The organism is Streptococcus sp. SS-4456, from assembly GCF_036680365.1.
Classification (GTDB): Bacteria; Bacillota; Bacilli; order Lactobacillales; family Streptococcaceae; genus Streptococcus.
This window is the reverse complement of the sequence record NZ_JAVIHI010000003.1, coordinates 31,700-56,142: the sequence shown is the minus strand read 5'-3', so window position 1 is coordinate 56,142 and position 24,443 is coordinate 31,700. Positions and strand designations below refer to the sequence as shown.

The 24,443-nt window shown below is 42.7% G+C and carries 23 protein-coding genes; 17 read left to right on the top strand and 6 right to left on the bottom strand.

Going from position 1 to position 24,443, the window contains the following annotated elements:
• Positions 1-32 precede the first annotated feature (32 nt).
• The 7 genes from polA to RFK25_RS01515 all read left to right on the top strand — a co-directional run bounded on the left by polA (position 33) and on the right by RFK25_RS01515 (position 7,698).
• Positions 33-2,669: a DNA polymerase I gene (polA, locus tag RFK25_RS01545; RefSeq protein ID WP_332410948.1), complete on the top strand. Its 2,637-nt coding sequence runs from the start codon at positions 33-35 to the stop codon at positions 2,667-2,669.
• 11 nt (positions 2,670-2,680) lie between these two features.
• The gene (locus RFK25_RS01540; protein WP_332410947.1) at positions 2,681-3,430 is read left to right on the top strand and encodes a glucose-6-phosphate isomerase; all 750 of its coding nucleotides are present in this window, start codon (positions 2,681-2,683) and stop codon (positions 3,428-3,430) included.
• 301 nt (positions 3,431-3,731) lie between these two features.
• On the top strand, positions 3,732-4,166 hold the full coding sequence (locus tag RFK25_RS01535) for a CoA-binding protein (protein WP_332410945.1): 435 nt from the start codon (positions 3,732-3,734) through the stop codon (positions 4,164-4,166).
• Positions 4,167-4,220: 54 nt separating this feature from the next.
• Positions 4,221-5,000, top strand: coding sequence for a hypothetical protein (locus RFK25_RS01530; protein ID WP_332410944.1), 780 nt, complete (start codon positions 4,221-4,223; stop codon positions 4,998-5,000).
• Positions 5,001-5,177: 177 nt separating this feature from the next.
• Positions 5,178-5,663: an FMN-binding protein gene (locus RFK25_RS01525; protein ID WP_332410943.1), complete on the top strand. Its 486-nt coding sequence runs from the start codon at positions 5,178-5,180 to the stop codon at positions 5,661-5,663.
• Complete coding sequence (locus RFK25_RS01520; protein ID WP_332410941.1) at positions 5,660-6,415, top strand: FAD:protein FMN transferase; 756 nt, start codon at positions 5,660-5,662, stop codon at positions 6,413-6,415. Before RFK25_RS01525 ends, RFK25_RS01520 begins: the two co-directional genes overlap by 4 nt.
• The gene (locus tag RFK25_RS01515) at positions 6,412-7,698 is read left to right on the top strand and encodes an FAD-binding oxidoreductase (RefSeq protein WP_332410940.1); all 1,287 of its coding nucleotides are present in this window, start codon (positions 6,412-6,414) and stop codon (positions 7,696-7,698) included. Before RFK25_RS01520 ends, RFK25_RS01515 begins: the two co-directional genes overlap by 4 nt.
• A 467-nt stretch (positions 7,699-8,165) precedes the next feature.
• Here RFK25_RS01515 and RFK25_RS01510 read toward each other — a convergent pair whose 3' ends face one another.
• Entirely contained in the window at positions 8,166-9,014 is an 849-nt protein-coding gene (locus RFK25_RS01510; protein ID WP_332410939.1) for a DUF975 family protein, read from the bottom strand.
• Between the two features lie 167 nt (positions 9,015-9,181).
• On the opposite strand from RFK25_RS01510, the gene tgt reads away from it, so the two are divergent.
• Positions 9,182-10,324, top strand: coding sequence for a tRNA guanosine(34) transglycosylase Tgt (tgt, locus tag RFK25_RS01505; RefSeq protein WP_332410937.1), 1,143 nt, complete (start codon positions 9,182-9,184; stop codon positions 10,322-10,324).
• A 39-nt stretch (positions 10,325-10,363) separates the two neighbouring features.
• On the opposite strand, the gene RFK25_RS01500 is transcribed toward tgt, so the two are convergent.
• Complete coding sequence (locus RFK25_RS01500; RefSeq protein WP_332410935.1) at positions 10,364-11,449, bottom strand: M24 family metallopeptidase; 1,086 nt, start codon at positions 11,447-11,449, stop codon at positions 10,364-10,366.
• A gap of 208 nt (positions 11,450-11,657) precedes the next feature.
• On the opposite strand from RFK25_RS01500, the gene ccpA reads away from it, so the two are divergent.
• The 6 genes from ccpA to thrS all read left to right on the top strand — a co-directional run bounded on the left by ccpA (position 11,658) and on the right by thrS (position 18,212).
• Entirely contained in the window at positions 11,658-12,659 is a 1,002-nt protein-coding gene (ccpA, locus tag RFK25_RS01495) for a catabolite control protein A (RefSeq protein ID WP_248051560.1), read from the top strand.
• A 125-nt stretch (positions 12,660-12,784) separates the two neighbouring features.
• Positions 12,785-13,783 carry a glycosyltransferase family 4 protein gene (locus RFK25_RS01490; protein WP_332410933.1) on the top strand — a complete coding sequence of 333 codons (999 nt, stop codon included), beginning with the start codon at positions 12,785-12,787 and terminating at the stop codon, positions 13,781-13,783.
• The gene (locus RFK25_RS01485) at positions 13,784-15,097 is read left to right on the top strand and encodes a glycosyltransferase family 4 protein (RefSeq protein WP_332410932.1); all 1,314 of its coding nucleotides are present in this window, start codon (positions 13,784-13,786) and stop codon (positions 15,095-15,097) included.
• An 81-nt stretch (positions 15,098-15,178) separates the two neighbouring features.
• Positions 15,179-15,532, top strand: a complete 354-nt coding sequence (locus RFK25_RS01480; RefSeq protein WP_332410931.1) for a hypothetical protein — start codon at positions 15,179-15,181, stop codon at positions 15,530-15,532.
• Positions 15,533-15,790: 258 nt separating this feature from the next.
• Positions 15,791-16,108, top strand: a complete 318-nt coding sequence (locus RFK25_RS01475) for a MazG-like protein (protein ID WP_332411025.1) — start codon at positions 15,791-15,793, stop codon at positions 16,106-16,108.
• A 154-nt stretch (positions 16,109-16,262) separates the two neighbouring features.
• Positions 16,263-18,212, top strand: coding sequence for a threonine--tRNA ligase (thrS, locus tag RFK25_RS01470; protein WP_332410930.1), 1,950 nt, complete (start codon positions 16,263-16,265; stop codon positions 18,210-18,212).
• 73 nt (positions 18,213-18,285) lie between these two features.
• Here thrS and RFK25_RS01465 read toward each other — a convergent pair whose 3' ends face one another.
• Genes RFK25_RS01465 through RFK25_RS01450 form a run of 4 tightly spaced genes read right to left on the bottom strand, consistent with a single transcriptional unit; the run spans position 18,286 to position 21,288 of the window.
• Entirely contained in the window at positions 18,286-18,945 is a 660-nt protein-coding gene (locus RFK25_RS01465) for an amino acid ABC transporter permease (protein WP_172084206.1), read from the bottom strand.
• Positions 18,946-18,957: 12 nt separating this feature from the next.
• Entirely contained in the window at positions 18,958-19,656 is a 699-nt protein-coding gene (locus RFK25_RS01460) for an amino acid ABC transporter permease (RefSeq protein ID WP_332410928.1), read from the bottom strand.
• A 14-nt stretch (positions 19,657-19,670) separates the two neighbouring features.
• Entirely contained in the window at positions 19,671-20,516 is an 846-nt protein-coding gene (locus RFK25_RS01455) for a transporter substrate-binding domain-containing protein (RefSeq protein ID WP_172028702.1), read from the bottom strand.
• Positions 20,517-20,526: 10 nt separating this feature from the next.
• Positions 20,527-21,288: an amino acid ABC transporter ATP-binding protein gene (locus RFK25_RS01450; protein ID WP_105114648.1), complete on the bottom strand. Its 762-nt coding sequence runs from the start codon at positions 21,286-21,288 to the stop codon at positions 20,527-20,529.
• 191 nt (positions 21,289-21,479) lie between these two features.
• On the opposite strand from RFK25_RS01450, the gene yycF reads away from it, so the two are divergent.
• From yycF to RFK25_RS01435, 3 genes are read left to right on the top strand one after another with little or no spacing between them, the layout of a single operon-like run.
• Positions 21,480-22,184 carry a response regulator YycF gene (gene yycF / locus RFK25_RS01445; protein WP_332410924.1) on the top strand — a complete coding sequence of 235 codons (705 nt, stop codon included), beginning with the start codon at positions 21,480-21,482 and terminating at the stop codon, positions 22,182-22,184.
• On the top strand, positions 22,177-23,526 hold the full coding sequence (gene vicK / locus RFK25_RS01440; RefSeq protein ID WP_332410923.1) for a cell wall metabolism sensor histidine kinase VicK: 1,350 nt from the start codon (positions 22,177-22,179) through the stop codon (positions 23,524-23,526). Before yycF ends, vicK begins: the two co-directional genes overlap by 8 nt.
• A 6-nt stretch (positions 23,527-23,532) precedes the next feature.
• Entirely contained in the window at positions 23,533-24,336 is an 804-nt protein-coding gene (locus RFK25_RS01435; protein WP_332410920.1) for an MBL fold metallo-hydrolase, read from the top strand.
• The last annotated feature ends 107 nt before the right edge of the window (positions 24,337-24,443 follow it).

Sequence of the window (24,443 nt, the reverse complement as noted above, 5' to 3'; positions counted from 1 at the left end):
CAAATCTTCCCCATCCATGCTATAATAGAAACATGAAAAAAAATAAGTTATTACTCATTGATGGCTCTTCGGTAGCCTTCCGTGCTTTCTTTGCACTTTATAACCAAATTGACCGTTTCAAGAATGCCAACGGTCTGCATACCAACGCCATTTACGGCTTCAACCTCATGCTGGACCACATGATGAAGCGGATTGAGCCGACCCACATCTTGGTGGCTTTTGATGCCGGCAAAACCACCTTCCGTACGGAGATGTACGCCGATTACAAGGCGGGCCGGGCCAAGACACCTGACGAATTCCGCGAGCAGTTCCCTTTTATCCGTCAGATGTTGGATGCCATGGGGGTCAAACACTATGAGCTGGCTCAGTACGAGGCGGACGATATTATCGGTACCTTGGACAAAATGGCAGAGCGGACAGACATTCCCTTCGATGTGACCATTGTCAGCGGTGACAAGGACTTGATCCAGCTGACAGACGAAAACACCGTAGTTGAGATTTCCAAGAAAGGCGTAGCCGAATTCGAAGAATTTACCCCAGCCTACCTCATGGAAAAAATGGGTATCACCCCCACTCAGTTTATTGATCTCAAAGCACTCATGGGTGATAAGTCCGATAACATCCCTGGCGTGACCAAAATCGGTGAAAAGACAGGTCTCAAACTCCTGATTGAACACGGGTCACTGGACGGTATTTACGAAAACATCAACAGCATGAAGGCTTCAAAGATGAAGGAAAACCTGATTGCTGACAAGGAACAAGCCTTCCTATCGCGTACCCTTGCCACCATTGACACCAATGCTCCTATTGAAATCGGACTGGATGACCTGATTTATGAAGGTCCCAAGGTAGAAGAACTAGGACAATTCTATGATGACATGGGCTTCAAACAGTTGCGGGCTCAGTTGGGAACTAGCGCTGAGGAAGAACTTCCTGCAGTAGAGTTCCAAACAGTCACCGAATTGACAGAGGACATGCTGCAGGCAGACCAATTTTTCTATTTTGAAATCTTGGGTGAAAACTACCACCGAGAAGACTTGGTAGGGCTTGCATGGGGTGACAAGGAGCAGATTTATGTTGGAGGACCAGAACTCCTCGACAGCCCAATCTTGCGTGACTTCTTAGAAAAACAGCCTGTTAAAACCTATGACTTCAAGCGTGGAAAAGTCCTCCTAGCCCGTCAGGGCATTGACTTGCCATTAGCTAGCTTTGACAGCCGTTTGGCCAAATACCTCCTGTCAACAGTAGAGGACAACGCTATTACTACCATTGCCAACCTCTATGGTCAGACCCGTGTGGTGCCAGACGAGGTGATCTATGGCAAGGGAGCTAAACTGGCTCTTCCAGAGCGAGCAGATTTCTTCCCGCATCTTGCCAACAAACTTCAAGTTCTTATTGAAACAGAAGCAGTCATGCTAGAAAAACTGGAAGAAAACCAGCAGGTTTCATTGCTCTTTGATATGGAATTGCCTTTGGCCAATGTCCTAGCTAAAATGGAAATCACAGGGATTAAGGTTCAAAAAGAAACTTTACAAACCATGCAGGCTGAAAATGAAGTTTTGATTGAACAACTGACCAAGGAAATCTATGAGTTAGCAGGTCAGGAATTTAATATCAACTCGCCAAAACAACTTGGGACCATCCTCTTTGAAGATATGGGCTTGCCTTTGGAATATACTAAGAAAACCAAGACAGGCTATTCCACAGCAGTAGATGTCTTAGAGCGTCTTGCCCCAATTGCACCAGTGGTTTCCAAGATTTTGGACTACCGTCAGATTACCAAGCTCCAGTCAACCTACGTTATCGGCTTGCAGGATGCTATCTTAGAAGACGGCAAGATTCATACCCGCTATGTGCAGGACTTGACTCAGACTGGTCGCCTGTCTTCGACAGATCCTAATCTGCAAAACATCCCAGTCCGATTGGAACAAGGTCGCCTCATTCGCAAGGCTTTTGTCCCATCGCTTGAAGATAGTGTCCTCTTGGCATCGGATTATTCACAGATTGAACTGCGGGTCTTGGCACATATCTCAAAGGATGAGCATTTGATTGAAGCCTTCCAGAAAGGTGTAGACATCCATACCTCGACAGCTATGCGGGTCTTTGGCATTGAAAAAGCTGAAGATGTGACGGCGAATGACCGTCGCAACGCCAAGGCAGTCAACTTTGGTGTGGTTTACGGTATTTCCGACTTCGGCTTGTCCAACAATCTGGGCATTACTCGTAAGGAAGCCAAGGACTACATTGAAACCTACTTTGAGCGTTTCCCTGGCATCAAGAACTATATGGAAACCATTGTTCGTGAGGCGCGTGATAAGGGTTATGTAGAAACTATTTACAAGCGTCGTCGTGAATTGCCAGAAATCAATTCCCGTAATTTCAATGTGCGTAATTTTGCGGAACGGACAGCCATCAACTCTCCAATCCAAGGCTCTGCTGCCGATATTCTCAAGGTAGCCATGATAAACTTGGACAAGGCGATTGTAGAAACAGGTCTGTCAACACGCATGCTCCTTCAGGTACACGATGAGATTGTACTTGAAGTACCAAAAACTGAATTGGAAACAGTAAAAAAACTTGTGAAAGAAACCATGGAATCAGCTATTGCCTTGTCTGTTCCACTGATTGCCGATGAAAATGATGGACAGACCTGGTACGAAGCCAAATAGAAAGGAATGACATGAAGAAAACACTAGTATGTATTGGATTATGTAGCTTGCTTTTGGCAGGCTGTGGAGAAAAAAAGGAAAACAAGGGTACCAACCCTTCTGGAGCTGATTTTTCAACACAATTACCTATTTTAAAAGAGAAACAAGACACAAGCAACGAAACCATGAACGTTCTTGCTAATGCTCCTGTCGTAGTTGTTAATGCTAATCCACCAGCAGATCCAGCTCAAAAAGGTCATAAGATCCATGCTGCCAACAATGGTGTTGCAGAAAAGGATGAGGCTGGCAATATTAAGGAATATTTCCGTTACTATGATGTTCCAGCAACTTGGACTATTAACGCTGAGAACACGGAAGATGAAACGATTGCAGCCGTCTATGATGTAAAGACCAATTCTAGTAACTTTATGGTTCAGCTGTATAATATCAATGCATTTAATACATCACCTCTTGAAGAAGGCCGTAATATGACACCAGAAGAGCTGGAGGCTCGTATGGCTGAAACCAACCATTCTTTTATTGAAAAGACAATTGTCACCATAAACAACCAAGAATGGCAGGTCGGTCGTCAAATTATGAAGGATCAAAAAATGGCTCGTATTACCTTCTACCGTATGGAATCGACAGGTGCCTATGATGATTCAGTTGTCGTTGGTTCCATCTATTACTCCTTAGATCCAGGTATGGACAAGGACCGTACCAACCTTAAGAAAACGATTGGTGAACTCAAGGACGTTCTGTACAATATTTCTAAGAAGTAAAGTTAGCTAGAAAGAGGCAGCAGATGACGGACTGGTAGAAGACTAGAACCTATGGTCAGCAATTTTGGGTTGGATTTGTTTTTTGTCTACTAGGCATAATTCAAACCTGGGGCACTAAAAATCTATTACCTGGACAATCTCGGTTGTGCCTCCTATGCTGTCTTGATGTTTGTATTTCCAAAAATACCCAATCGGAAAGGCTGACGGAGAAAGAAGAGAAGACCGTTCGATTGGTGGCTATCCTTGCACTTGTTTTATTTCTATTTATCTTTCGATTTGATGTATCCTAAAGGAGAAAGCTATGACCTATTCATTTCAAAACCCTAGTCAAGCTGTCATTTTTGACTACTTGAAGCATTCTAAAACCATTGCAGTCGTTGGTTTATCTAGCCGTGAAGAAACTGCAGCTTACCGTGTTTCTAAACTTATGCAAGAGGCTGGCTACAAGATTATTCCTGTCAATCCTAAGGCCGCAGGCAGTACAATTTTAGGTGAAACTGTCTATGCCGGTCTAGCAGAAATTGACCAGCCAGTAGATATTGTCAATGTTTTTCGTCGGAGTGAGTTTTTGCCAGATGTGGCGCGTGAATTTGTTCAGACAGATGCGAAAATCTTTTGGGCTCAACTCGGTTTAGAAAGCCAAGAAGCAGAAGACATTCTCCGTCAAGCAGGTCGCAATGACATTGTCATGAATAAGTGTATCAAGATTGAATATTTGGAGATGCAGGAAGTGTAAGAGAAGAAAGTTGGAGGTTCTGTGATGAAATTGACTATGAAATATATAAGATGTTTGGGATTATCGGTAGTCATGTTAGTCAGCTTACTAGCCTGTTCTAGCCAGACTAGGACTGTAGATACTACCTCTTCAACTACTAGCAGTTCTACTAAAATCAGTTCCTCAACCAGCACTTCAACGAACTCGACCAGCTCGTCAACCACAAGTTCAACTATGAGTTCAGCGACAAGCACCAGTCCTAGTAGCAGCTTAGTTACTGAAAGCTCTAGTCAAACCCAAACCAGTCAATCTGAGGAAAGTAGTCAAGCAGTTCCTCCTAGCCAATCCACTCTTTACCCCAATTATCAAGCAATCTTAAATACCTATAGCAAGTGGATAAGAGTGTTGAGAAGTGGTGGGACCTTTGATGATCCGACGGTGGAAGAGGGCTACCTAAAAAATATCGACCCCTCTGCTGCATTTTATTATGCCTTACATGATATTGACGGAAATGGTCAGTTAGAACTCCTGCTTGCAACTGGTGGAAATCACAAGTTTATTTTCTCCATTTGGGGAAATGAATCCTACCCAACTCGCTTGGTTTCTTCAGAAAATGTTCGAGTATATGTAGATATTTTTGATAATGGTCTAATCAGTAGCTTCTTTTTAGACGGCTATCGGCCAGAAAGTCATGGAACCATCTATCGCTTGGCTACTGATGGCAGTCAGGTCTATACTGTTGGCACTTTTCGCTTAGATGCTCAAACAGGTCAAGTTACTTCTGATGGACCAGAAGTCCTGCCAGATAGGAATACGGCTATTCAAGATGTTTTGAATTGGCAATTATTACAATAATAAAATTAGGCTCCAGAATTTTCTGGGCCTTTTCTTAAAGCTTTCTTAAAACATTTTTAAAATAGCTATAATTGGAGATTTTTTTCTTGCCTTTCCAACTTTTAGCATGCTATAATTGGAAATCACTATTTGAAAATTTATTGAAAATAGTATTCTTACATTAGAATTGAGGAAATCATGAAGAAAAAATTAACAGCAGCTCTTATCGCCCTTCTAGCCTTGGCCGCAGCAGCCTATAACGCTTTCTTGCTCTTTTTCCAGACGGATACAGCAACAGAAACCACTACCAGCAGCTCCAGTCAGCTTGCAAGTAGCTCTAGTCAAGTCAGCTCAAGCAGTCAAGCAGCAGGGACAAGTGAAGCAAGCTCTAGCCAATCCACAGGCTTGACAGATGGTACCTATACAGGTGCAGTAACATCAACCAACCGCGGTGACTACCAGGTGCAATTAACTGTTTCAGGCGGAAATATCAGCGACGTAACTATCTTGCAGTATCCAAATGATAATCCCACATCTCAAGAAATCAATGACGGTGCCCTACCGACCTATATTGCAGAAGCTATTTCCAATCAATCAGCTCAAGTCAACCAGATTTCAGGAGCAACGGAAGCCTATAAAGGCTTTACAGGTTCCTTGCAAGATGCTATCAACCAAGCCTCATGATAAAAATCATCAGCAGGACAGTTGAGGCGATGACCCTGCCCTTTACCATTAGTCTGGCAACAGCACAAGCAAGCCAATTGGAAGAGGAGTTGGACAGCCTAAGTTTGGAAATACTGACTGAGCTAGAACGCTTGGAAGAAAAATTTTCAGCCTTTCGTCCAAGTTCCTTGGTCTGTCGCTTTCAAGACGGAGATAGGTCAGTTTTGTTAGACCAGGAATTTCAAGAAGTCTTTTCCCTAGCAGAAATGGCTCATCAAGAAACAGACGGTGCCTTTGACCCCTACTACAAGGGGATTTATGATCCAACTGGACTGGTCAAGGGCTGGGTGATTGAAAAAATCTTTCAAAATAAACTCCACCCCTACCTCCAACACCCCGATGTTGAAGCGGTTTGTTTAAATGGGGGAGGAGATATGCAGTTTGCAACCAAGGATACAAGTGATTTTGTCTGGAAAATTGGTATCGAAAATCCTGAAAATCTACAAGAAATCCTTGCCGTATTTACAGCCAAGAATGGGGCCATTGCTACATCTGGCTACAGCAAACGAGGTCAGCATATCCAAGCCAAGAATGACCTTCATCAGATTACATTTATGGATAGTAGTCTGACAAGGGCAGATGTCTGGGCTACGGCTGGACTGACCATGCCAGAGACCAAATTAGCTCAAGCTATCGCCCACCACCAACTCAGTGGCTTAGCCATCAAACCCCAACTATTACAATTTTTTCAAAAAGGAGAATTCATTTCGTGATAAAGAAAAATAATTATGCCCTAGGATTAGCTTGGATGGTTGCTTTATTCATCCTGCCATTTCCATTTATTTATACCTTTGTAACAGGCTTACCTACAGGATACGGAGAAATGAAAATCAGTATTGCCTTAGGGATTGTTGCCTATGTCTGGATGCTTTTGGCGATTTACATTGGAACCAAACCTAAGTGGTTAGACCGCTTGATTGGCTTGCCAGCAGCCTATATGATTCACGGTATTCTCAGTCTGGTGGCTATTTACTTTTCATTTATGCATAAGAATCTCTTGCCATCTTACGGCTTGATTCAACAAACTGGTAATATCGCCTTTCTCATCTTCCTATCCTTAGCTATTTATTCAATAGTCTTCATGGCAGGCTGGTTAACATCAAGAATTCGTTTCCTCGCTAACCTAAAACGCAAATTGAAAACGACTTTCAAACACGAAGTATCTGTATGGCTCCATCGCTTGAACTTGTTGGCAACCTTCTTGATTTTTGTCCATGTTCAGTTGATTGATTATATTCGGGCAAATACTAGCTTTATGGCGGTCTTCTACTTAGCTTCTGGCTTTGTATTCCTGTCATATCTCTGGGCCAAATTCAAGCCAAATGCAAAAGGGTATATGGCCAAATTGGTTGCAAATCAAGAGATTGCTGACAATATTCACGAATTACAGATTCAGCTACCAAAAGGCAAGGCTTCTAAAATGAGAGCAGGAGACTTCGTCTTTATCTCTTTCCCAGGTGTAAAAGGTTTAGCTGAGCCCCATCCTTTCTCTATTGTCAATGCCCCAGATGACAAGGATCAGATTACATTAGCTATTCGTGGTGATGGTGACTTTACTCGTACCTTACAAACTGTTGCAGCTCCAGCTCGTGTCCGAGTTGATGGAGGCTACGGCATGTTCCAAACAGTCGTTGAGGATCAAGCACCTAAGCATATTATCATGATTTCAGGTGGTATTGGAATTACACCATTACTATCTGTTATTGATCAATTCCCAGAAATTGACATGACTGTTTTTCATGGTGCAACTACTGAAGCGGCCCTGATTTACGAAGAAAAATTCAAATCTTGGGAAGCCGAAAGAGAGAATTTTAGATCTGTCCGAAAAATCGGTGCCTTTGAAGAAGCAGAAGTTTTGTCTGCTCTGCCTCATGACTTTGATGACTTGACAGTCTTAGTGTCAGGCCCACCAGTCATGGCTCGTTATTGGATTAAGACCTTGGCCAAAAATGGGGTTCCAAAAACACAAATTTTCTATGAGGAATTTGGTTGGTAAGTTTATCTTGACTTCTCATTAGAAAGTCTTATATATTGTAAAGTCGGTTTCTCAAGGGAACTGACTTTTTTCTGCAAAAAAATCCAACCTGAAAGGCTGGACCTAGGAATTCTATGAAAGAGGAATGTTAGAATTGGAATAAGCTACTACACATGGCGTAAAAAATAGAAAGGAAGAAACCTATTTCAATTCTAAAGATGTAAGAATATACACTTATCATTCCTCAGTTGATAGTATAACATAAAACTATATAGAATTCCAATGTTTTACCTCTTTTTTTTCTTAATTATCGACACAAATTCATGAAAAGCCTATTTTATGCATATTTTGAATAATAGAAAAGAAGTTGATGGTGGTCAACTTCTTTTCTATCCCTGTTTATAAACTATTTCTTTAGAGAACTTCGTACTTGTGTCCCTCCAAAAGAAATGCATATTTTATAAAAAATAGGTCGTGTCATCGTTAGATTATTCATAAAGGTAGTTCATTTTGGGGGCCTGATCATCTAAAATTCCTTCGTGGAAATAAGATTGGGCTAAATAGTGGTAGGGCCAGACATAGAGGCCTGCTAGGCCAAAGGTGATGATGATAAGCGCAAACCAACCGATAAAGGACAAATCCAATACAAAATGTTTGAACTTGTATCCTTTCATCAATTTTCTACTGGCCTTGATAATGGAAAAGGCTCCAGTGTATTCCTCCCGCTCCAACTGTTCGAATAGGATAAATTCAACTTGAGAGTAGGCATAGATTTGCGGAATATAAATAGCAAGTCCAATGATGGTCAGGAACATACCGCTAATAAGTAAAATCCCCAGTAAGGCTAGAAGATCTTGAGGAAGGAGATTTGGATCGGTCGAACCTGTTGATAGAATGATTGTAGCGGTGACGGTGGTGCTACCAATAATTAAACCAAGCCCAAGATAGAAGACCAAGCCCCATAGGAAGAGAAGGAAACTCTTCAAAATATAGGTCTTGAACACCTTTCCAAAATCCTTATGTGAAAAAATGCTGATGCAGTCCTTAAATGACGTGGCCTGTTTGATATTCTTTGTGACTTGAAATAAGGTCCAAAGGACAGATAGCTGAAGCAAGCCTAGTAATAAACCATAGAATAAAGGAAACAAGGAGGTAGAAAAAAGGTAGCCCGGACTAACAATGTCTTCGGGTGTCAGGCCAACAAGACTATTGCGAGAAGCAGAGAATAATTGAACGATAACAGATAGAATAACGGGAACAGCTGCTACTTGATAGATACCATCTGTATGATGAATGGTCTGGCGAGCTTTTTCCCTAATCTCAAAAATTGTAAACATCTACATAACCTCCTTGCTGAATATTGTAACATAATTCTAAGTGACAAGAAAGTATTTTTTTGATAGACTGGAAGATGCTGTGGAAAATAGCGAACTTTAAGCGAGTTCGACTGCTTGACCATACAAGAAAAAATTCCTAGGACTGTTTTTCCTAGTTGGAGGTAACCATGACAGATGTTCCAATCAAGTACCGCTTGATTAAGAAAGAAAAGCACACAGGTGCTCGTTTAGGGGAGATTATCACACCCCACGGGACCTTCCCGACCCCTATGTTTATGCCCGTAGGGACACAGGCAACAGTTAAGACCATGTCGCCTGAAGAGTTGAAGGAAATGGGCTCAGGCATTATCCTATCAAATACCTATCATCTATGGCTCCGACCAGGCGATGAGCTAATTGCTCGAGCAGGTGGCTTGCACAAGTTTATGAACTGGGACCAGCCCATTTTGACAGACTCAGGTGGTTTCCAGGTCTATTCCTTGGCGGATAGCCGCAATATCTCAGAAGAAGGAGTGACCTTCAAGAACCACCTCAATGGCAGCAAGATGTTCCTGTCACCTGAGAAGGCTATTTCCATTCAAAACAATCTGGGCTCGGATATTATGATGAGTTTTGATGAGTGTCCACAGTTCTATCAGCCTTATGATTATGTAAAAAAATCCATTGAAAGAACCAGCCGTTGGGCAGAACGTGGCCTCAAGGCACACCGACGTCCGCATGACCAGGGATTATTTGGAATCGTGCAAGGGGCTGGATTTGAAGACCTCCGTCGTCAGTCTGCTCAAGACCTAGTCAGCATGGATTTTCCAGGTTATTCAATCGGCGGTCTGGCTGTTGGAGAAACCCATGATGAAATGAATGCCGTACTGGACTTCACGACCCCTCTTTTACCTGAGAACAAGCCACGCTACCTCATGGGAGTGGGGGCGCCAGACAGTTTGATTGATGCCGTCATCCGTGGTGTCGATATGTTTGACTGCGTGTTGCCAACCCGCATCGCACGTAACGGCACCTGTATGACCAGCCATGGTCGCTTGGTGGTAAAAAATGCCCAGTTTGCTGAAGACTTTACGCCACTTGATCCAGAATGTGATTGCTACACATGTAAAAACTATACCCGTGCCTACCTTCGTCACTTGCTCAAGGCAGACGAAACCTTTGGTATCCGCTTGACCAGCTACCACAACCTCTTCTTCCTAATCAACCTGATGAAAAATGTCCGTCAGGCCATCATGGACGATAACCTGCTCGAATTCCGTCAGGACTTTATGGAAAAATACGGCTACGGCAAAAACGGTCGAAATTTCTAGACAAAATAACCTCCTACAGATTTGTAGGAGGCTTGTTTTTTATCCTTCAAAATACAAAAGTTCTTTCGGAGTTTTTGTAAAGACTTCAAAGCCGTTTTTAGTGACATAGCCACAGTCTTCAATGCGGACACCAACTTTTCCTGGAATGTAGATACCAGGCTCAACAGAGAAGCACATGCCTTCCTCAATAACCAAGTCATTTCCTTCCATAATGGACGGAAACTCATGCACACTCATGCCCAAACCATGCCCAAGCCGGTGGTTGAAATAGTCACCATAACCAGCCTTTTCAATGACTGAACGAGCAGCGTAGTCAATCTCACCTGCCGTCACCCCAGGCTTGATCATATTGACCGCTGCCATGTGAGCTTCCAGAGTCAGGTTGTAAATATCCTTTTTAAATTGGTCAGGTTGACCGACAGCTACTGTCCGTGTCATATCAGAGGTATAGCCCAGGGTTTCGACGCCTAGGTCGAACAAAAGCAGAGCGTTATTGTCGATTTTATTTGTCGATGGAATACCGTGTGGGTTTGCAGCATTGTTACCTGTCAAGACCATGGTATCAAAACTCATTTTTGAAATGCCCTGTTTTTTCATCTCAAATTCAATCTGAGCAATGATGTCTGTTTCCGTCACATCGAGGGAGATATTGTCAAAACCAACCTGCATGGCCTTGTCCGCAAATTCACCTGCCACCAACATTTTTTCAATCTCGTCACGTGACTTGATCAATTTCATGGTGTTGATTAGTGGTGTCAAATCAGAGAAAGGCTGGTCAAAAATAGACTGCAAACCGTGGTAACGGGTCAGGTTGAGATTGTCAAACTCAGCACCGATGGCAGAGAATGTTTTCTGCGGTAGCTTGCTCTTGATAACCTTCCAAGGATTTTCAGAATCCATATAGCCAGCCACAGGGAAGTCAACGGTCGCTACTGCACGCTCCACATCCAAGGCTGGAAGGAAGAGGAGGGGGTCGTGGTCGGGCATGACAAAGAGCATCATGTGGCGTTCGTGTGGATCACTGTGGTAGCCAGTCAGGTAGTAGATACTGACTGGATCTGAGAAGATAGCCAGGTCCAATTTGTTGGTTTCAAGGTAGGATGTTACATGATTGAGTTTTGACATGTGGGCACCTTTCTATTTTTGGGAAATTGTGTTGAAATTTTCGTTTATTATATAGACTATTGTTTCAAAAAATGAAAAAAATTGCAAGTATTATCAAAAAAATCCCCTTTTTCTCTTGAAAGTGGTTTCAAAAAGTGATACACTAGAATTGGGTGAAAGCGTAATTTTCATAAAATAGAAAAGAAAAAGAAAGGAAGTAACGTCGATGATGAATACTGATGATACGGTAACGATTTATGACGTGGCCCGTGAAGCAGGCGTATCCATGGCAACAGTATCACGTGTTGTGAATGGGAATAAAAATGTCAAGGAAAATACTCGTAAGAAAGTATTGGAAGTGATTGACCGCTTGGACTATCGTCCAAATGCGGTAGCTAGGGGATTAGCAAGTAAGAAAACGACAACAGTGGGGGTTGTCATTCCAAATATTGCTAATGCTTATTTTGCGACCTTGGCTAAAGGGATTGATGATATTGCGGATATGTATAAGTACAATATTGTCCTTGCCAATAGCGATGAAAATGATGAGAAGGAGATTAACGTAGTCAATACCCTCTTCTCTAAACAGGTGGATGGTATCATTTTCATGGGCTATCATTTAACAGACAAGATTCGGGCTGAGTTTTCACGTTCTCGGACACCGATTGTTTTAGCAGGTACAGTGGATTTAGAACACCAATTGCCAAGTGTCAACATTGACTATGCAGCGGCGAGTGCGGATGCTGTCCATCTTCTTGCTAAAAACAACAAGAAAATAGCCTTTGTGTCAGGTCCACTTGTGGACGACATCAATGGCAAGGTCCGTCTTGCAGGCTACAAGCAAGGATTGAAGGACAATGGTATTGACTTCAACGAGGGTCTTGTCTTTGAATCTAAGTACAAGTACGAAGAAGGCTACGCCCTGGCAGAACGTATTCTAAATGCAGGAGCAACAGCAGCCTATGTTGCTGAAGATGAGATTGCAGCAGGTTTGTTAAATGGTATTAGCGATAAGGGAATTAAGGTACCAGAGGAATTTGAAATTGTGACTAGTGATGATTCTTTGGTTACAAAATTCACCAGTCCAAATCTAACCTCTATCAACCAACCACTCTATGATATTGGTGCCATTGCTATGCGGATGTTGACCAAAATCATGCATAAGGAAGACTTGGATAACCGCGAAGTTATTCTTAACCACGGTCTTAAAATCCGTAAATCTACCAAATAATAGCTACAAAGAAAGACCATCATGCTTGATGTTGAGGCCAAGTCCAAGCATCTACGCTGATGGTCTTTTTATAAATCCTTGGTTTTGGATAGGAAAAATGGTCAAAAAGGGATATAATATAGAGTATGAAGGTTTTATTGTATCTTGAAGGAAAAACAGTTTTAGAAAAATCGGGTATCGGTCGGGCCCTTCATCATCAGATGGAGGCCTTGGATATGGCTGGTATTCCCTATACGACCGATTTATTGGGGGACTATGATGTGGTTCATATCAATACCTACGGTCCTCGCTCTTGGTTCTTGCTTCATGCAGCCAAGCGTCATGGGAAAAAGGTGATTTTACATGGGCATTCGACCAAGGAAGATTTTCAGAATTCCTTTATTGGCTCTAATTTTCTAGCTCCCTTGGTTGGGAAATACTTGGCTAGTATGTACCAGAAGGCTGACTTTATTATTACTCCCTCCACCTATTCAAAAAAGCTCATCCAGTCTTATGGAGTGACTACTCCGATTGTTGCAGTATCAAATGGAATTGACTTGGATAAGTATAAGAAAGATCCCCATAAGGAAGCTGTGTTTAGGGAGCATTTTGGCATTGAGGAAGGTCAGCCAGTTGTTGTCTGCGCAGGTCTTTACTTCCGACGTAAAGGGATTGAGGACTTTGTCAAGGTTGCAGAGAAGATGCCCCATGTCCGCTTTATTTGGCTGGGTTCTATCAATAAATGGATGATTCCGTCCTATATTCGCAAGATTGTAGAAGGTGACCATCCGGCTAATGTTGAGTTTCCTGGTTATTTTAAGGGAGCAGTTTTTCAGGGTGCAATGAGCGGAGCGGATGCCTTTTTCTTTCCTTCTCACGAAGAAACGGAAGGGATTGTAGTTCTGGAAGCTCTTGCCAGCCGTCAGCATGTCGTACTGCGAGATATTCCTGTCTATGAGGGATGGATTGATGAAACCAGTGCAGAGTTGGGGCAAACGGTGGATGATTTCGTTGCCTCTATTCAAAAGATTTTAGATATGCAAGTAGATAAACGAGAAGCGGGCTATCAAGTCGCCGTTAGTCGATCAATTGATCAAGTTGGTCATCAATTGGTAGAGGCCTATCGTCAAGTATTGGAGATGTAGATGAGGATTGGACTGTTTACGGATACCTATTTTCCACAGGTTTCAGGGGTTGCGACCTCTATTCGTACCTTAAAAACAGAGTTGGAGAAGCTAGGTCATACAGTATTTATTTTTACAACAACAGATGAGGATGTCAATCGCTATGAAGATTGGGATATTATTCGTATTCCCAGTGTTCCATTTTTTGCCTTTAAAGATAGGCGAGTGGCCTATGCAGGCTTTACAGACGCCTTGAAGATTGCTAGCCGCTACAAGCTAGATATTATTCATACCCATACCGAGTTTGCCTTGGGGATTTTGGGTAAGATGGTGGCTAGAGAACTTGGTATTCCAGTTGTCCATACCTACCATACCCAGTATGAAGATTATGTGCATTATATTGCTAAGGGGCGGATTATTCGTCCAGGCATGATTAAGTATTTTGTTCGGGCCTATTTGCGTGATTTAGATGGGGTTATCTGTCCTAGCGAAATTGTGGAAGATTTGTTGACCGGCTACGATATTCCGATTTCCAAACGGGTCATTCCTACTGGCATTGATTTGGCTAAGTTTGACCGTCCAGAAATCTCGGGAGAGGATACGGCTGAATTGCGGTCACAACTGGGAATTGAAACCGATGAAACTATGTTGCTCAGTCTGTCACGGATTTCCCATGAAAAAAATATTCAGGCCATTATTAAGGCTATGCCGAAAATTCTTTCGGAAAATCCCAAGGTCAAATTGGTCATTGTTGGTGGTGGGCCCTATGCAGCTGCTTTGGAGGACTTGATTGCTGAACTGGCTTTGGAAGAACATGTTCAGTTAACAGGTATGATTGCGCCAAGCGATACGGCTCTTTACTACAAGGCTGCAGATTTCTTTATCTCCGCCTCGACTAGTGAAACACAGGGCTTGACCTTCTTAGAAAGCCTGGCTTCAGGAACTCCGATTTTAGCCCATGTCAATCCCTATTTGAAGAATGTGGTAACGGATAAGATGTTTGGAACCCTCTTTATTCGTGAGCAGGAATTGGCTGATGCAGTAGTAGAAGCCATTGTTGCAACACCGCCAATGAATGCGCATGTTTTGAATAAGAAGTTATATGAAATTTCTTCAACAAATTTTGGTCGTCGTGTCTACGAATATTATTTAGATTTGAAAATTTCCTATGATTTCCGTAGGGAACACACCAATCAGGATACGGTAGCAGAAGCAATTTTGAAGGAAACTATATATTTACCCCAAAAAATTGTTGTTAAGTCAACGGATACGACTGTGAAGATTTTGAAAAAATCTGTTGAGCAGGTCAAATCCATTCGGAATTTCTTTGACTGATTGGATGCTTGGGATAGTTTATTCTAAAGAGATTACCTGGGTAGTTCCATCCTTCATTTGCTAGTCAAAAAGAGGTTTCTTATGAATAAAAAGATGAAAATAGGCTTGCTTTATACGTTGATTATTTTATTCTTTTATGTTGGTATCTATGGTCTTGCTTCTTTTTTGGATACTTATCTTGCCAAGGCCTTGATTGTTAACAATATTCTGCTCTATACTCCACTAGGCTTATTCATCTTAGGGCTGATTGATGGTCGTTGTCATGGTCATGGTTTTTCCATAAGGGTTCCTGTCTTAGCCTTTCTCCTCTTTCCTCTTACTATTTTTAGTTTTGGAGAGTGGATCTGGCTCTATCAGATCATCTATAGTCTGAGTGCAGTGGTAGGATGGTTGTTAGGCGCTCTGCTATGCCACATAAAAAATAAAAGTCTTTGAAAAAATGGAAAAAGGTGGTATAATACCACTTAGAGATTTATCAATTCTAGGAAATCTTTGAGAGAGTGTGCGGTGGGTGCAAGCACATAGAGGATAGGATTGACACTACTCGGTAGGATTTTATGCAAACATAAAAGGGTGGTTCCCTTATCGCCAATCTGAGGTAGTCAGGCTTTTCGGTGTGACTGCGAATGAAGGTGGAACCACGTTACGACGTCCTTTTGTGAGGGCGTCGTATTTTCTGTTGGAGGAGGAATGATGCTACCTGATGATTTATTAAGACGGTGTCAAGATGTGCGTCGTGCTTACAGAGAGTTGGAACTCAAGCACCATGACAAAGAGTGGTCTATTGAGGAAGACCTATTGGCTCTGACCAATGATATTGGCAACATGAACCGCCTGATTATGACCAAGCAGGGTCGTTACTATGACGAAACACCCTATACCTTGGAGCATAAACTGGCTGAAAATATCTGGTGGTTGATTGAATTAGCTGACCGCCTAGATATTGATATTCAAAAAGAAATGGAAACCTTTTTAACTCAGAAAGAAGAGTTATTGGGGATTAAAAAATAAATAAAAAATAGAAAGGACTAGGGTCTCCGTATTTGGTTGAACTGAATACGGGCTACGGACTGGGCCAAAAAGATAAACGAGAACTAGACGCTTGCGTCGTCGTTCTGTTTCCTATTTTGTCTGTGTCCGCTTAACGCCCTTTATATCTTATATTATGATTAAAATTACTTTCCCAGATGGTGCTGTTCGTGAGTACCAAGCTGGTGTGACAACTTTTGAAATTGCGGAGAGCATCAGCAAGTCTTTGGCGAAAAAGGCACTTGCTGGTAAGTTCAATGGTAAATTGATTGATACCACTCGTGCCATTAAAGAGGACGGCACGCTTGAAATCGTAACGCCTGACCACGTGGATGCCTTGGACATCTTGCGTCACTCAGCAGCTCACTTGTTTGCCCAAGCGGCTCGTCGTCTTTTCCCAGACATCAAGTTGGGGGTTGGTCCTGCTATTCAGGATGGTTTCTACTATGACACGGACAATGCGGCTGGTCAGATTTCAAATGAAGATCTGCCGCGCATTCAGGAAGAAATGATGAAGATTGTCAAGGAAAACTTCCCTTCTGAACGTCGTGAAGTGACTAAGGAAGAGGCTCTTGAAATCTTCAAAAACGATCCGTACAAGTTGGAATTGATTCAAGAACACTCGGATGATGAGGGTGGTTTGACCATCTATACCCAAGGCGAATACGTTGACCTCTGCCGTGGCCCACACGTTCCGTCAACAGGTCGTATCCAGATTTTTGAACTGCTCAATGTAGCTGGTGCTTACTGGCGTGGTAAGAGCGAAAATCCAATGATGCAACGGGTTTATGGTACAGCTTGGTTTGACAAGAAAGACCTCAAGGCTTACCTTCAAATGCGTGAGGAGGCCAAAGAGCGTGACCACCGTAAACTTGGTAAGGAATTGGATCTCTTCATGATCAGCCAAGAAGTTGGTCAAGGCTTGCCATTCTGGTTGCCAAATGGTGCAACTATCCGTCGTACCTTGGAGCGTTACATCACAGACAAGGAATTGGCTTCTGGTTACCAGCACGTTTACACACCACCATTGGCTTCTGTTGAGCTCTACAAGACTTCAGGTCACTGGGAGCACTACTCAGAAGATATGTTTCCAACCATGGACATGGGCGACGGTGAGGAGTTCGTGCTTCGTCCGATGAACTGTCCGCACCACATTCAAGTTTATAAAAACCATGTGCGTTCTTACCGTGAATTGCCAGTACGTATCGCCGAGCTTGGTATGATGCACCGCTATGAAAAATCTGGTGCTCTTACTGGTTTGCAGCGTGTGCGTGAGATGACCCTCAACGACGGTCATATCTTTGTCACACCTGAGCAAATCCAAGAAGAGTTCAAAAAAGCTCTCCAGTTGATTATTGATGTGTATGCAGATTTTAACCTAAACGACTACCGTTTCCGCCTGTCTTATCGTGACCCAGAGGACAAAGAGAAATACTATGATAACGATGAGATGTGGGAAAATGCCCAACGTATGTTGAAGGGAGCCATGGATGAAATGGGCGTGGATTACTTTGAAGCAGAGGGTGAAGCAGCCTTCTACGGTCCAAAATTGGATATTCAGGTCAAAACTGCCCTTGGTAACGAAGAAACCCTGTCAACCATTCAGTTGGACTTCCTCTTGCCAGAACGCTTTGGTTTGACCTATATCGGTGCTGACGGTGAGGAGCACCGCCCAGTCATGATTCACCGTGGTGTCATCTCAACCATGGAACGTTTCACAGCCATCTTGATTGAAACCTACAAGGGTGCCTTCCCGACTTGGTTGGCTCCAACCCAAGTGACCATGATTCCAATCTCTGTGGAAGCCCATTTGGACTACGCTTGGAAGGTTGCTAAGGAATTGCAAGACCGTGGCGTTCGTGTACACGTAGATGAGCGAAACGAGAAGATGCAATACAAGATCCGTCAGAGCCAGACCAGCAAGATTCCATACCAGCTCATCGTCGGTGACAAGGAAATGGAAGACAATGCTGTCAACGTCCGTCGCTACGGAAGTAAGGCAACACAAACTCAGTCGGTCGCAGAATTTGTGGACCATATCCTAGCAGATATTGCCCGTAAGTCACGACCTGCTGATGCTGAATAAATAAAGTAAGAAGTCCGAAAGGGCTTCTTTTTGCATGTAAAAAAACTCCCAACCAATTGGCTGGGAGAAAAGTTTATTCAATCGAACTCGCCCAAGACTTGGCCACATAACGTGACAGGCTTGAAATAGCAAAGTTGATACTGAAGTAAATCAGGGCAACCATGAGATAGAGTGCAAAGACTTGTTCAGCTTCAAAATGGCGCCCCATTAGGATTTGGCTGGCACCGAAAAGCTCTTGCAAAGCGATAACGGAGTAGAGGAAACTGGTATCCTTGATAACCGTCACAATCTGTGAGATAATGGCCGGCAACATCTTACGGATGGCCTGAGGCATGATGATATAGACCATGATTTGTACTGGGGTAAAACCCTGTGACAAACCAGCTTCAGTCTGGCCCGGTCCGATGGCGTTTAGACCACCACGGATAATCTCGGCCATGGCTGCCGTGGTAAAAATAGTAAAAGCAGTAATACCAGCAGGCGTAGACTTCATTTGGAAAACTAAGAAAACGGTGAAAATCCAAAGCAAGTTTGGCACATTACGAACAAACTCGATATAGATAGTCGCAATCCACTTGAAAATTGGATTTTTTCCATTGCGCATAATGGCTAAAATCATGCCAAAGAGAACTGATAGAACCACCGAAATACTAGAGATATAAAGGGTTAACTTCAAACCACTCCACAAGAGTTGGAAGGTTGAAGGCTTGAGTAATTCTAAAACATAATTCATTGTTCAACCTCCTTAGTGTGAAAAGGTAGCCTTATTTTTCTCTTCGATACGGCGGCCCAAGCTTGCAACAGGGAAACACATACAGAAGTAGAGGAAGGCAGCGCCAGCAAAGGCTGGAATATAGTTAGCGTTCATAGCAGACCATGATTTTGTCATAAACATGATGTCGGCACCAGAGATAATAGCAACTGTAGCCGTGTTTTTAATCAAGTTTACTACTTGGTTGGTCAAAGGCGGCAAGATCGTCGGAATAGCCTGTGGCAAGATAATCATCCGCATGGTTTCAGACTGGGTAAAGCCTTGTGAAAGTGCGGCTTCAGTCTGACCAGTTGGCACCGCCTCAATCCCTGCACGGATGACTTCTGCGATATAGGCACCATGGTAAAGTCCTACACAGATAACAGCTGTCCAGTAGATGGATGGCATAAGGACATAGTTGGAAATCAAGGGCAAGCCATAATAAACAATCATGAATTGGACCAAGAGCGGAGTGTTTTGGAAGTATTCCACATAGACACGAGCTAGCACCTTTAAAAGCTTGTTCTTGCTAGAAGATAGGCTGCCAAAAAGTATGCCTAGTAACATGGCTGTGATAAAAGCCCCAATAGCAATGGCTAGGGTGAAGAGGAAGCCTTGGAAGAAGAGAGGGAAGTCACTGAAATAACTAACCCAGTTTTCCCAAGCATAGGGACTTGTAGTCAAGATAGTCATAAAATTTTCCCTTTCTATTCGTCGGTTTCTGTTACAGGCTTCAAGCCATTGGCATCATAGATAGCCTGTAAACTGCCATCATTATGCCAAGTTTCAATAAGAGAATTTAGATAGGCATTTAAATCTTTGTTTGACAGTTTAGTGGCGATACCATAGTCAGATGCAGAGAAGCTGAAGTCCAGTAATTTAGACTTAGAACCAATGTAGCCTGATAGGATGGATTGGTCTACGGAGAAGCTATCAATACGATGGGCACGAAGCGATACAGAAAGCTCTGGATAGGAGCCCAATTCCGCAAATGAAACAGAGATACCATATTTATCAGCTAAGTCAGTAATCAATTTACGCGTGATAGAGCCTTGTGCAACCCCAACAGTCTTTCCATCTAAGTCGGTGAAGGTTTCAATACCGCTATCCTTGTTGACTAATAAACCTACAGCATCTGTGTAGTAAGGGCTTGTAAAGTTGTAAAGCAACTTCCGCTCATCGGTAATAGTGAAGGTGGCAATGACCATGTCTACTTGACCATTATCCAAGAGTGGTCCTCGAGTTTGGGCTGTTACAGGGGTGAATTCAATATCCACTCCCAACTCATCAGCAATTTTACGAGCGATGTCGATTTCCATACCTTCAAATTCATAAGTATCCGGATTTTTAAAGCCAAAGTTAGGGACGTCCTGTTTCACTCCGACGCGGAGCACGCCCCTATCAATGATGGCTTGAACCTGATCGCTATTAGTAATAGGTGCAGGTGTTTCTGTTTGGACAACGGTTTGATTGATATGGATAAAGAACAGCGTTAAGATGCTGATGATGGCAAGCCTGACGGCTAAAAATAGATTGACTTTTTTATCTGTCATAAGCAACCTCCTAGAGTTTGACCTTGTCTGATTCATGGTTGATAATCTTGCTGAGGAACTGTTTAGCACGAGGTTCAGTAGGATTGTCAAAGAAGCCATTGACATCGGTTGTATCAACCAATACTTCCCCCTCAGCCATGAAGATGATTCGGTCAGCAACTTCACGGGCAAAGCCCATTTCGTGGGTTACGACAATCATATTCATTCCATCGCGAGCCAATTTTTGCATAACTGCAAGAACATCGCCGATGGTTTCTGGGTCAAGGGCAGAAGTTGGTTCGTCAAATAGGAGCAATTCTGGGTGCATAGCTAGTCCGCGGGCGATGGCAACACGTTGCTTTTGGCCACCCGATAGCATGGCAGGGTAGGAATCTTTACGGTCCCAGAGGTTTACGAATTCAAGGTATTTCTTGGCGGTCTTCTCAGCAGTAGCCTTATCAATGCCTAAAACCTTAATCGGCGCCAAGGTAACATTTTCTAACACAGTTTTATGTGGATAGAGATTGAAGTGTTGGAAAACCATGCCGACTTCCTTGCGAAGAGCTACCAATTCTTTGACAGATGATCCGGATACGGTATGCCCATTGACAACAAGGCTACCTTGATCGACAGTTTCTAGTCCATTGATGGTACGAATAAGAGTTGATTTACCAGAACCGGATGGTCCAAGGAGAACAACAACCTGTCCAGGTTCGAATTCCAAGTTAATATTGCGAAGAGCATGGTAGTCACCATAGTATTTGTTTACATCTTTAAATTCTACTAAAGCCATAGTAATCTCCTTTTTTATGTAAGATAATAGCATGATATCACTCCGTATATTAAAAGTCAAGTAAATTCAGACAATTTAATATAGAATATGTAAGAAGATGTAACATAACTATGTTAGTTAACTCTGGTTATGAATTTTTTAAGTAAGTTTGATATAATGGAAGAAATAAAGATAATTAAGGTAAAGAAATTATGAGAAAAATTTTGATTGTAGATGATGAGAAACCCATCTCAGACATTATTAAATTTAATATGACCCGTGAGGGTTATGAAGTCGTGACTGCTTTTGATGGTCGGGAGGCCTTGACGGTTTTTGAAGCTGAATTTCCAGATATTGTGATTTTGGATTTGATGCTGCCAGAGTTGGATGGTTTAGAAGTTGCTCGGACCATCCGTAAGACTAGCAATGTTCCCATTATTATGCTGTCTGCCAAGGATAGTGAGTTTGACAAGGTGATTGGACTTGAGATTGGGGCAGATGACTATGTGACCAAGCCTTTCTCTAATCGTGAATTGCAGGCGCGTGTCAAGGCTCTCTTGCGTAGAAGCGAATTGTCAGAAACACAGATGTCTGTTGAGAATACTGGCAGTCCTGAATTGGTCATCGGGGACTTGGTCATTTTGCCAGATGCCTTTGTTGCTAAGAAGCATGGCAAAGAATTGGAATTAACCCACCGTGAGTTTGAATTGTTGCATCATTTAGCTAAGCATTTGGGGCAAGTCATGACCCGGGAGCATTTGCTAGAAACGGTTTGGGGCTATGACTATTTTGGAGATGTGCGTACGGTGGACGTAACTATTCGCCGTTTGCGTGAAAAGATTGAAGATACACCGAGCCGACCGGAATATATTTTGACCCGTCGTGGTGTAGGATACTTTATCAAGGGAAATGATTAATCAATTACGTTATTTAATGACAACAGCAGAGTTTTGGTTTGTTGTTATTCTCATTGGTTTTTTGATTGCATTGACGATCTTGTTGATTGAAAACCATAGGGATAATAAGCAAATCAAACAGCTCAATCAGCGTGTAAAAGCCTTGATGGATGGTGATTATACTGAGGTCTTGGATATGAGAGGCAGTCCAGAAATTACGGACATGGCGAACTCGCTCAATGATTTGTCGGAAGTCATCCGTCTAACTCATGATAGCTTAGAGCAGGAGAAAACCCGTCTGAGTTCCATCCTTTCTTATATGAGTGATGGAGTAATTGCGACGGACCGAGTTGGTCGGATTATCATGATCAATGATATGGCACAAAAGCAACTGGGGCTAGCTGGAAAGAAACAAGAAACCTTGCAGATTTTAGATGTGTTGGGTATAAAGGACCACTACAGTTTGCGTGATTTATTGGCACAGACACCTGAGATTGTTTTGGACCATACCAATGAGAATCAGGAGTTTCTAACCCTTCGGGCTAATTTTGCGACTATTCGGAGTGAGAGTGGTTTGATTTCCGGTCTTGTTGTTGTCTTGCATGATATGACCGAACAAGCCAAAGAAGAGCGGGAACGTCGTCTATTTGTATCTAATGTCAGTCACGAACTCCGTACACCTTTGACATCCGTCAAATCCTACCTAGAGGCCTTGGATGAGGGAGCCTTGACAGAATCGGTCGCTCCAAGTTTTGTCAAGGTATCTCTGGATGAAACCAACCGTATGATGAGGATGATTACGGACTTGCTCAGTCTATCAAGGATTGATAACCAGGTTGGTCAAATAGATGTCGAACTAATCAACTTTACAGCCTTTGTGACCTTTATTCTTAACCGTTTTGACCAGATGAAAAATGCCGAGTCAGATAAGGTTTATACCATTGTGCGTGACTATCAAATCAGTCCTATTTGGGTGGAGATTGATACGGATAAGATGACCCAGGTGTTAGATAATATCTTAAACAATGCAATTAAGTATTCGCCTGACGGTGGAACTATTACCTTTAGTATGAAAACGACGGATAGTCAGTTGATTGTATCCATTTCAGATGAAGGGTTAGGCATTCCAAAGGCTGACTTACCTAAGATCTTTGACCGATTTTATCGTGTGGATAAGGCTCGTTCGCGTGCCCAGGGTGGTACCGGTCTAGGTTTGGCCATTGCCAAGGAAATCGTCAAGCAACACAAGGGCTTCATTTGGGCCAAGAGTGAATATGGACATGGCTCAACCTTTACCATCGTCTTGCCATACAGTAAGGACATTACAATGGATGAATGGGATGATTCAGATGGAGAAGAATAGGGGAATATGATCGGAAAAGGATTTAATTACAGTATTTTGGCATCGGGATCCAGTGGGAACTGTTTCTATTTGGAAACGGATAGGAAGAAGATCTTGGTAGATGCTGGTTTATCAGGAAAAAAGATTACCAGCCTTTTGGCAGAAATTGACCGCAAGCCAGAAGATATCGATGCTATCTTAGTAACGCATGAACATAGTGACCATATCCATGGTATCGGTGTTCTGGCACGTAAATATGGTATGGATATTTATGCCAATGAGTTGACCTGGCAGGCTATGGAAAGCAAATTGGGGAAGATTGACCATGCTCAGAAACATATCTTTGAATTGGGGGCTATGAAGACCTTTGGTGACCTAGATATTGAGTCATTTGGGGTCAGTCATGATGCGGCTTGTCCTCAATTTTATCGCTTTATGAAGGATGATAAGTCCTTTGTTATGTTAACGGATACAGGCTATGTCAGTGATCGAATGGCTGGGATTGTGGCTAACGCGGATGCCTATCTGATTGAATCCAATCATGATGTTGAAATCTTGCGTGCGGGTTCTTACTCTTGGAACCTCAAGCAGCGGATTTTGTCTGATAAGGGCCACCTTTGTAACGAGGATGGTGCAGATGCCATGATTCGCTCACTAGGAAATCGGACTAAAAAGATTTACCTAGGGCATTTGTCAAAGGAAAACAATATCAAGGAATTGGCCCACATGACCATGGTTAATCAGTTGGCGCAGGCTGATTTAGGAGTTGGAGTGGATTTCCAGGTCTATGATACCTCGCCAGATACAGCGACGCCCTTGACCAAGATTTGACAAATTCATTGAACTTGTTTAGAATAAATATATAAAATACGTGAGGTGAAGTTGCATGAATAATTAAGCTACTTATTAGTCGTTCTTAAAACTTGTTGAAAATCAAT

Excerpts from the sequence above, each read along its gene's own strand:
- polA (WP_332410948.1), top strand. The coding sequence starts at position 33 with ATGAAAAAAAATAAGTTATTACTCATTGATGGCTCTTCGGTAGCCTTC.
- RFK25_RS01540 (WP_332410947.1), top strand. The coding sequence starts at position 2,681 with ATGAAGAAAACACTAGTATGTATTGGATTATGTAGCTTGCTTTTGGCA.
- RFK25_RS01535 (WP_332410945.1), top strand. The coding sequence starts at position 3,732 with ATGACCTATTCATTTCAAAACCCTAGTCAAGCTGTCATTTTTGACTAC.
- RFK25_RS01525 (WP_332410943.1), top strand. The coding sequence starts at position 5,178 with ATGAAGAAAAAATTAACAGCAGCTCTTATCGCCCTTCTAGCCTTGGCC.
- RFK25_RS01520 (WP_332410941.1), top strand. The coding sequence starts at position 5,660 with ATGATAAAAATCATCAGCAGGACAGTTGAGGCGATGACCCTGCCCTTT.
- RFK25_RS01510 (WP_332410939.1), bottom strand. The coding sequence starts at position 9,014 with ATGTTTACAATTTTTGAGATTAGGGAAAAAGCTCGCCAGACCATTCAT.
- tgt (WP_332410937.1), top strand. The coding sequence starts at position 9,182 with ATGACAGATGTTCCAATCAAGTACCGCTTGATTAAGAAAGAAAAGCAC.
- RFK25_RS01500 (WP_332410935.1), bottom strand. The coding sequence starts at position 11,449 with ATGTCAAAACTCAATCATGTAACATCCTACCTTGAAACCAACAAATTG.
- ccpA (WP_248051560.1), top strand. The coding sequence starts at position 11,658 with ATGAATACTGATGATACGGTAACGATTTATGACGTGGCCCGTGAAGCA.
- RFK25_RS01490 (WP_332410933.1), top strand. The coding sequence starts at position 12,785 with ATGAAGGTTTTATTGTATCTTGAAGGAAAAACAGTTTTAGAAAAATCG.
- RFK25_RS01485 (WP_332410932.1), top strand. The coding sequence starts at position 13,784 with ATGAGGATTGGACTGTTTACGGATACCTATTTTCCACAGGTTTCAGGG.
- RFK25_RS01480 (WP_332410931.1), top strand. The coding sequence starts at position 15,179 with ATGAATAAAAAGATGAAAATAGGCTTGCTTTATACGTTGATTATTTTA.
- RFK25_RS01475 (WP_332411025.1), top strand. The coding sequence starts at position 15,791 with ATGCTACCTGATGATTTATTAAGACGGTGTCAAGATGTGCGTCGTGCT.
- thrS (WP_332410930.1), top strand. The coding sequence starts at position 16,263 with ATGATTAAAATTACTTTCCCAGATGGTGCTGTTCGTGAGTACCAAGCT.
- RFK25_RS01465 (WP_172084206.1), bottom strand. The coding sequence starts at position 18,945 with ATGAATTATGTTTTAGAATTACTCAAGCCTTCAACCTTCCAACTCTTG.
- RFK25_RS01460 (WP_332410928.1), bottom strand. The coding sequence starts at position 19,656 with ATGACTATCTTGACTACAAGTCCCTATGCTTGGGAAAACTGGGTTAGT.
- RFK25_RS01455 (WP_172028702.1), bottom strand. The coding sequence starts at position 20,516 with ATGACAGATAAAAAAGTCAATCTATTTTTAGCCGTCAGGCTTGCCATC.
- RFK25_RS01450 (WP_105114648.1), bottom strand. The coding sequence starts at position 21,288 with ATGGCTTTAGTAGAATTTAAAGATGTAAACAAATACTATGGTGACTAC.
- yycF (WP_332410924.1), top strand. The coding sequence starts at position 21,480 with ATGAGAAAAATTTTGATTGTAGATGATGAGAAACCCATCTCAGACATT.
- vicK (WP_332410923.1), top strand. The coding sequence starts at position 22,177 with ATGATTAATCAATTACGTTATTTAATGACAACAGCAGAGTTTTGGTTT.
- RFK25_RS01435 (WP_332410920.1), top strand. The coding sequence starts at position 23,533 with ATGATCGGAAAAGGATTTAATTACAGTATTTTGGCATCGGGATCCAGT.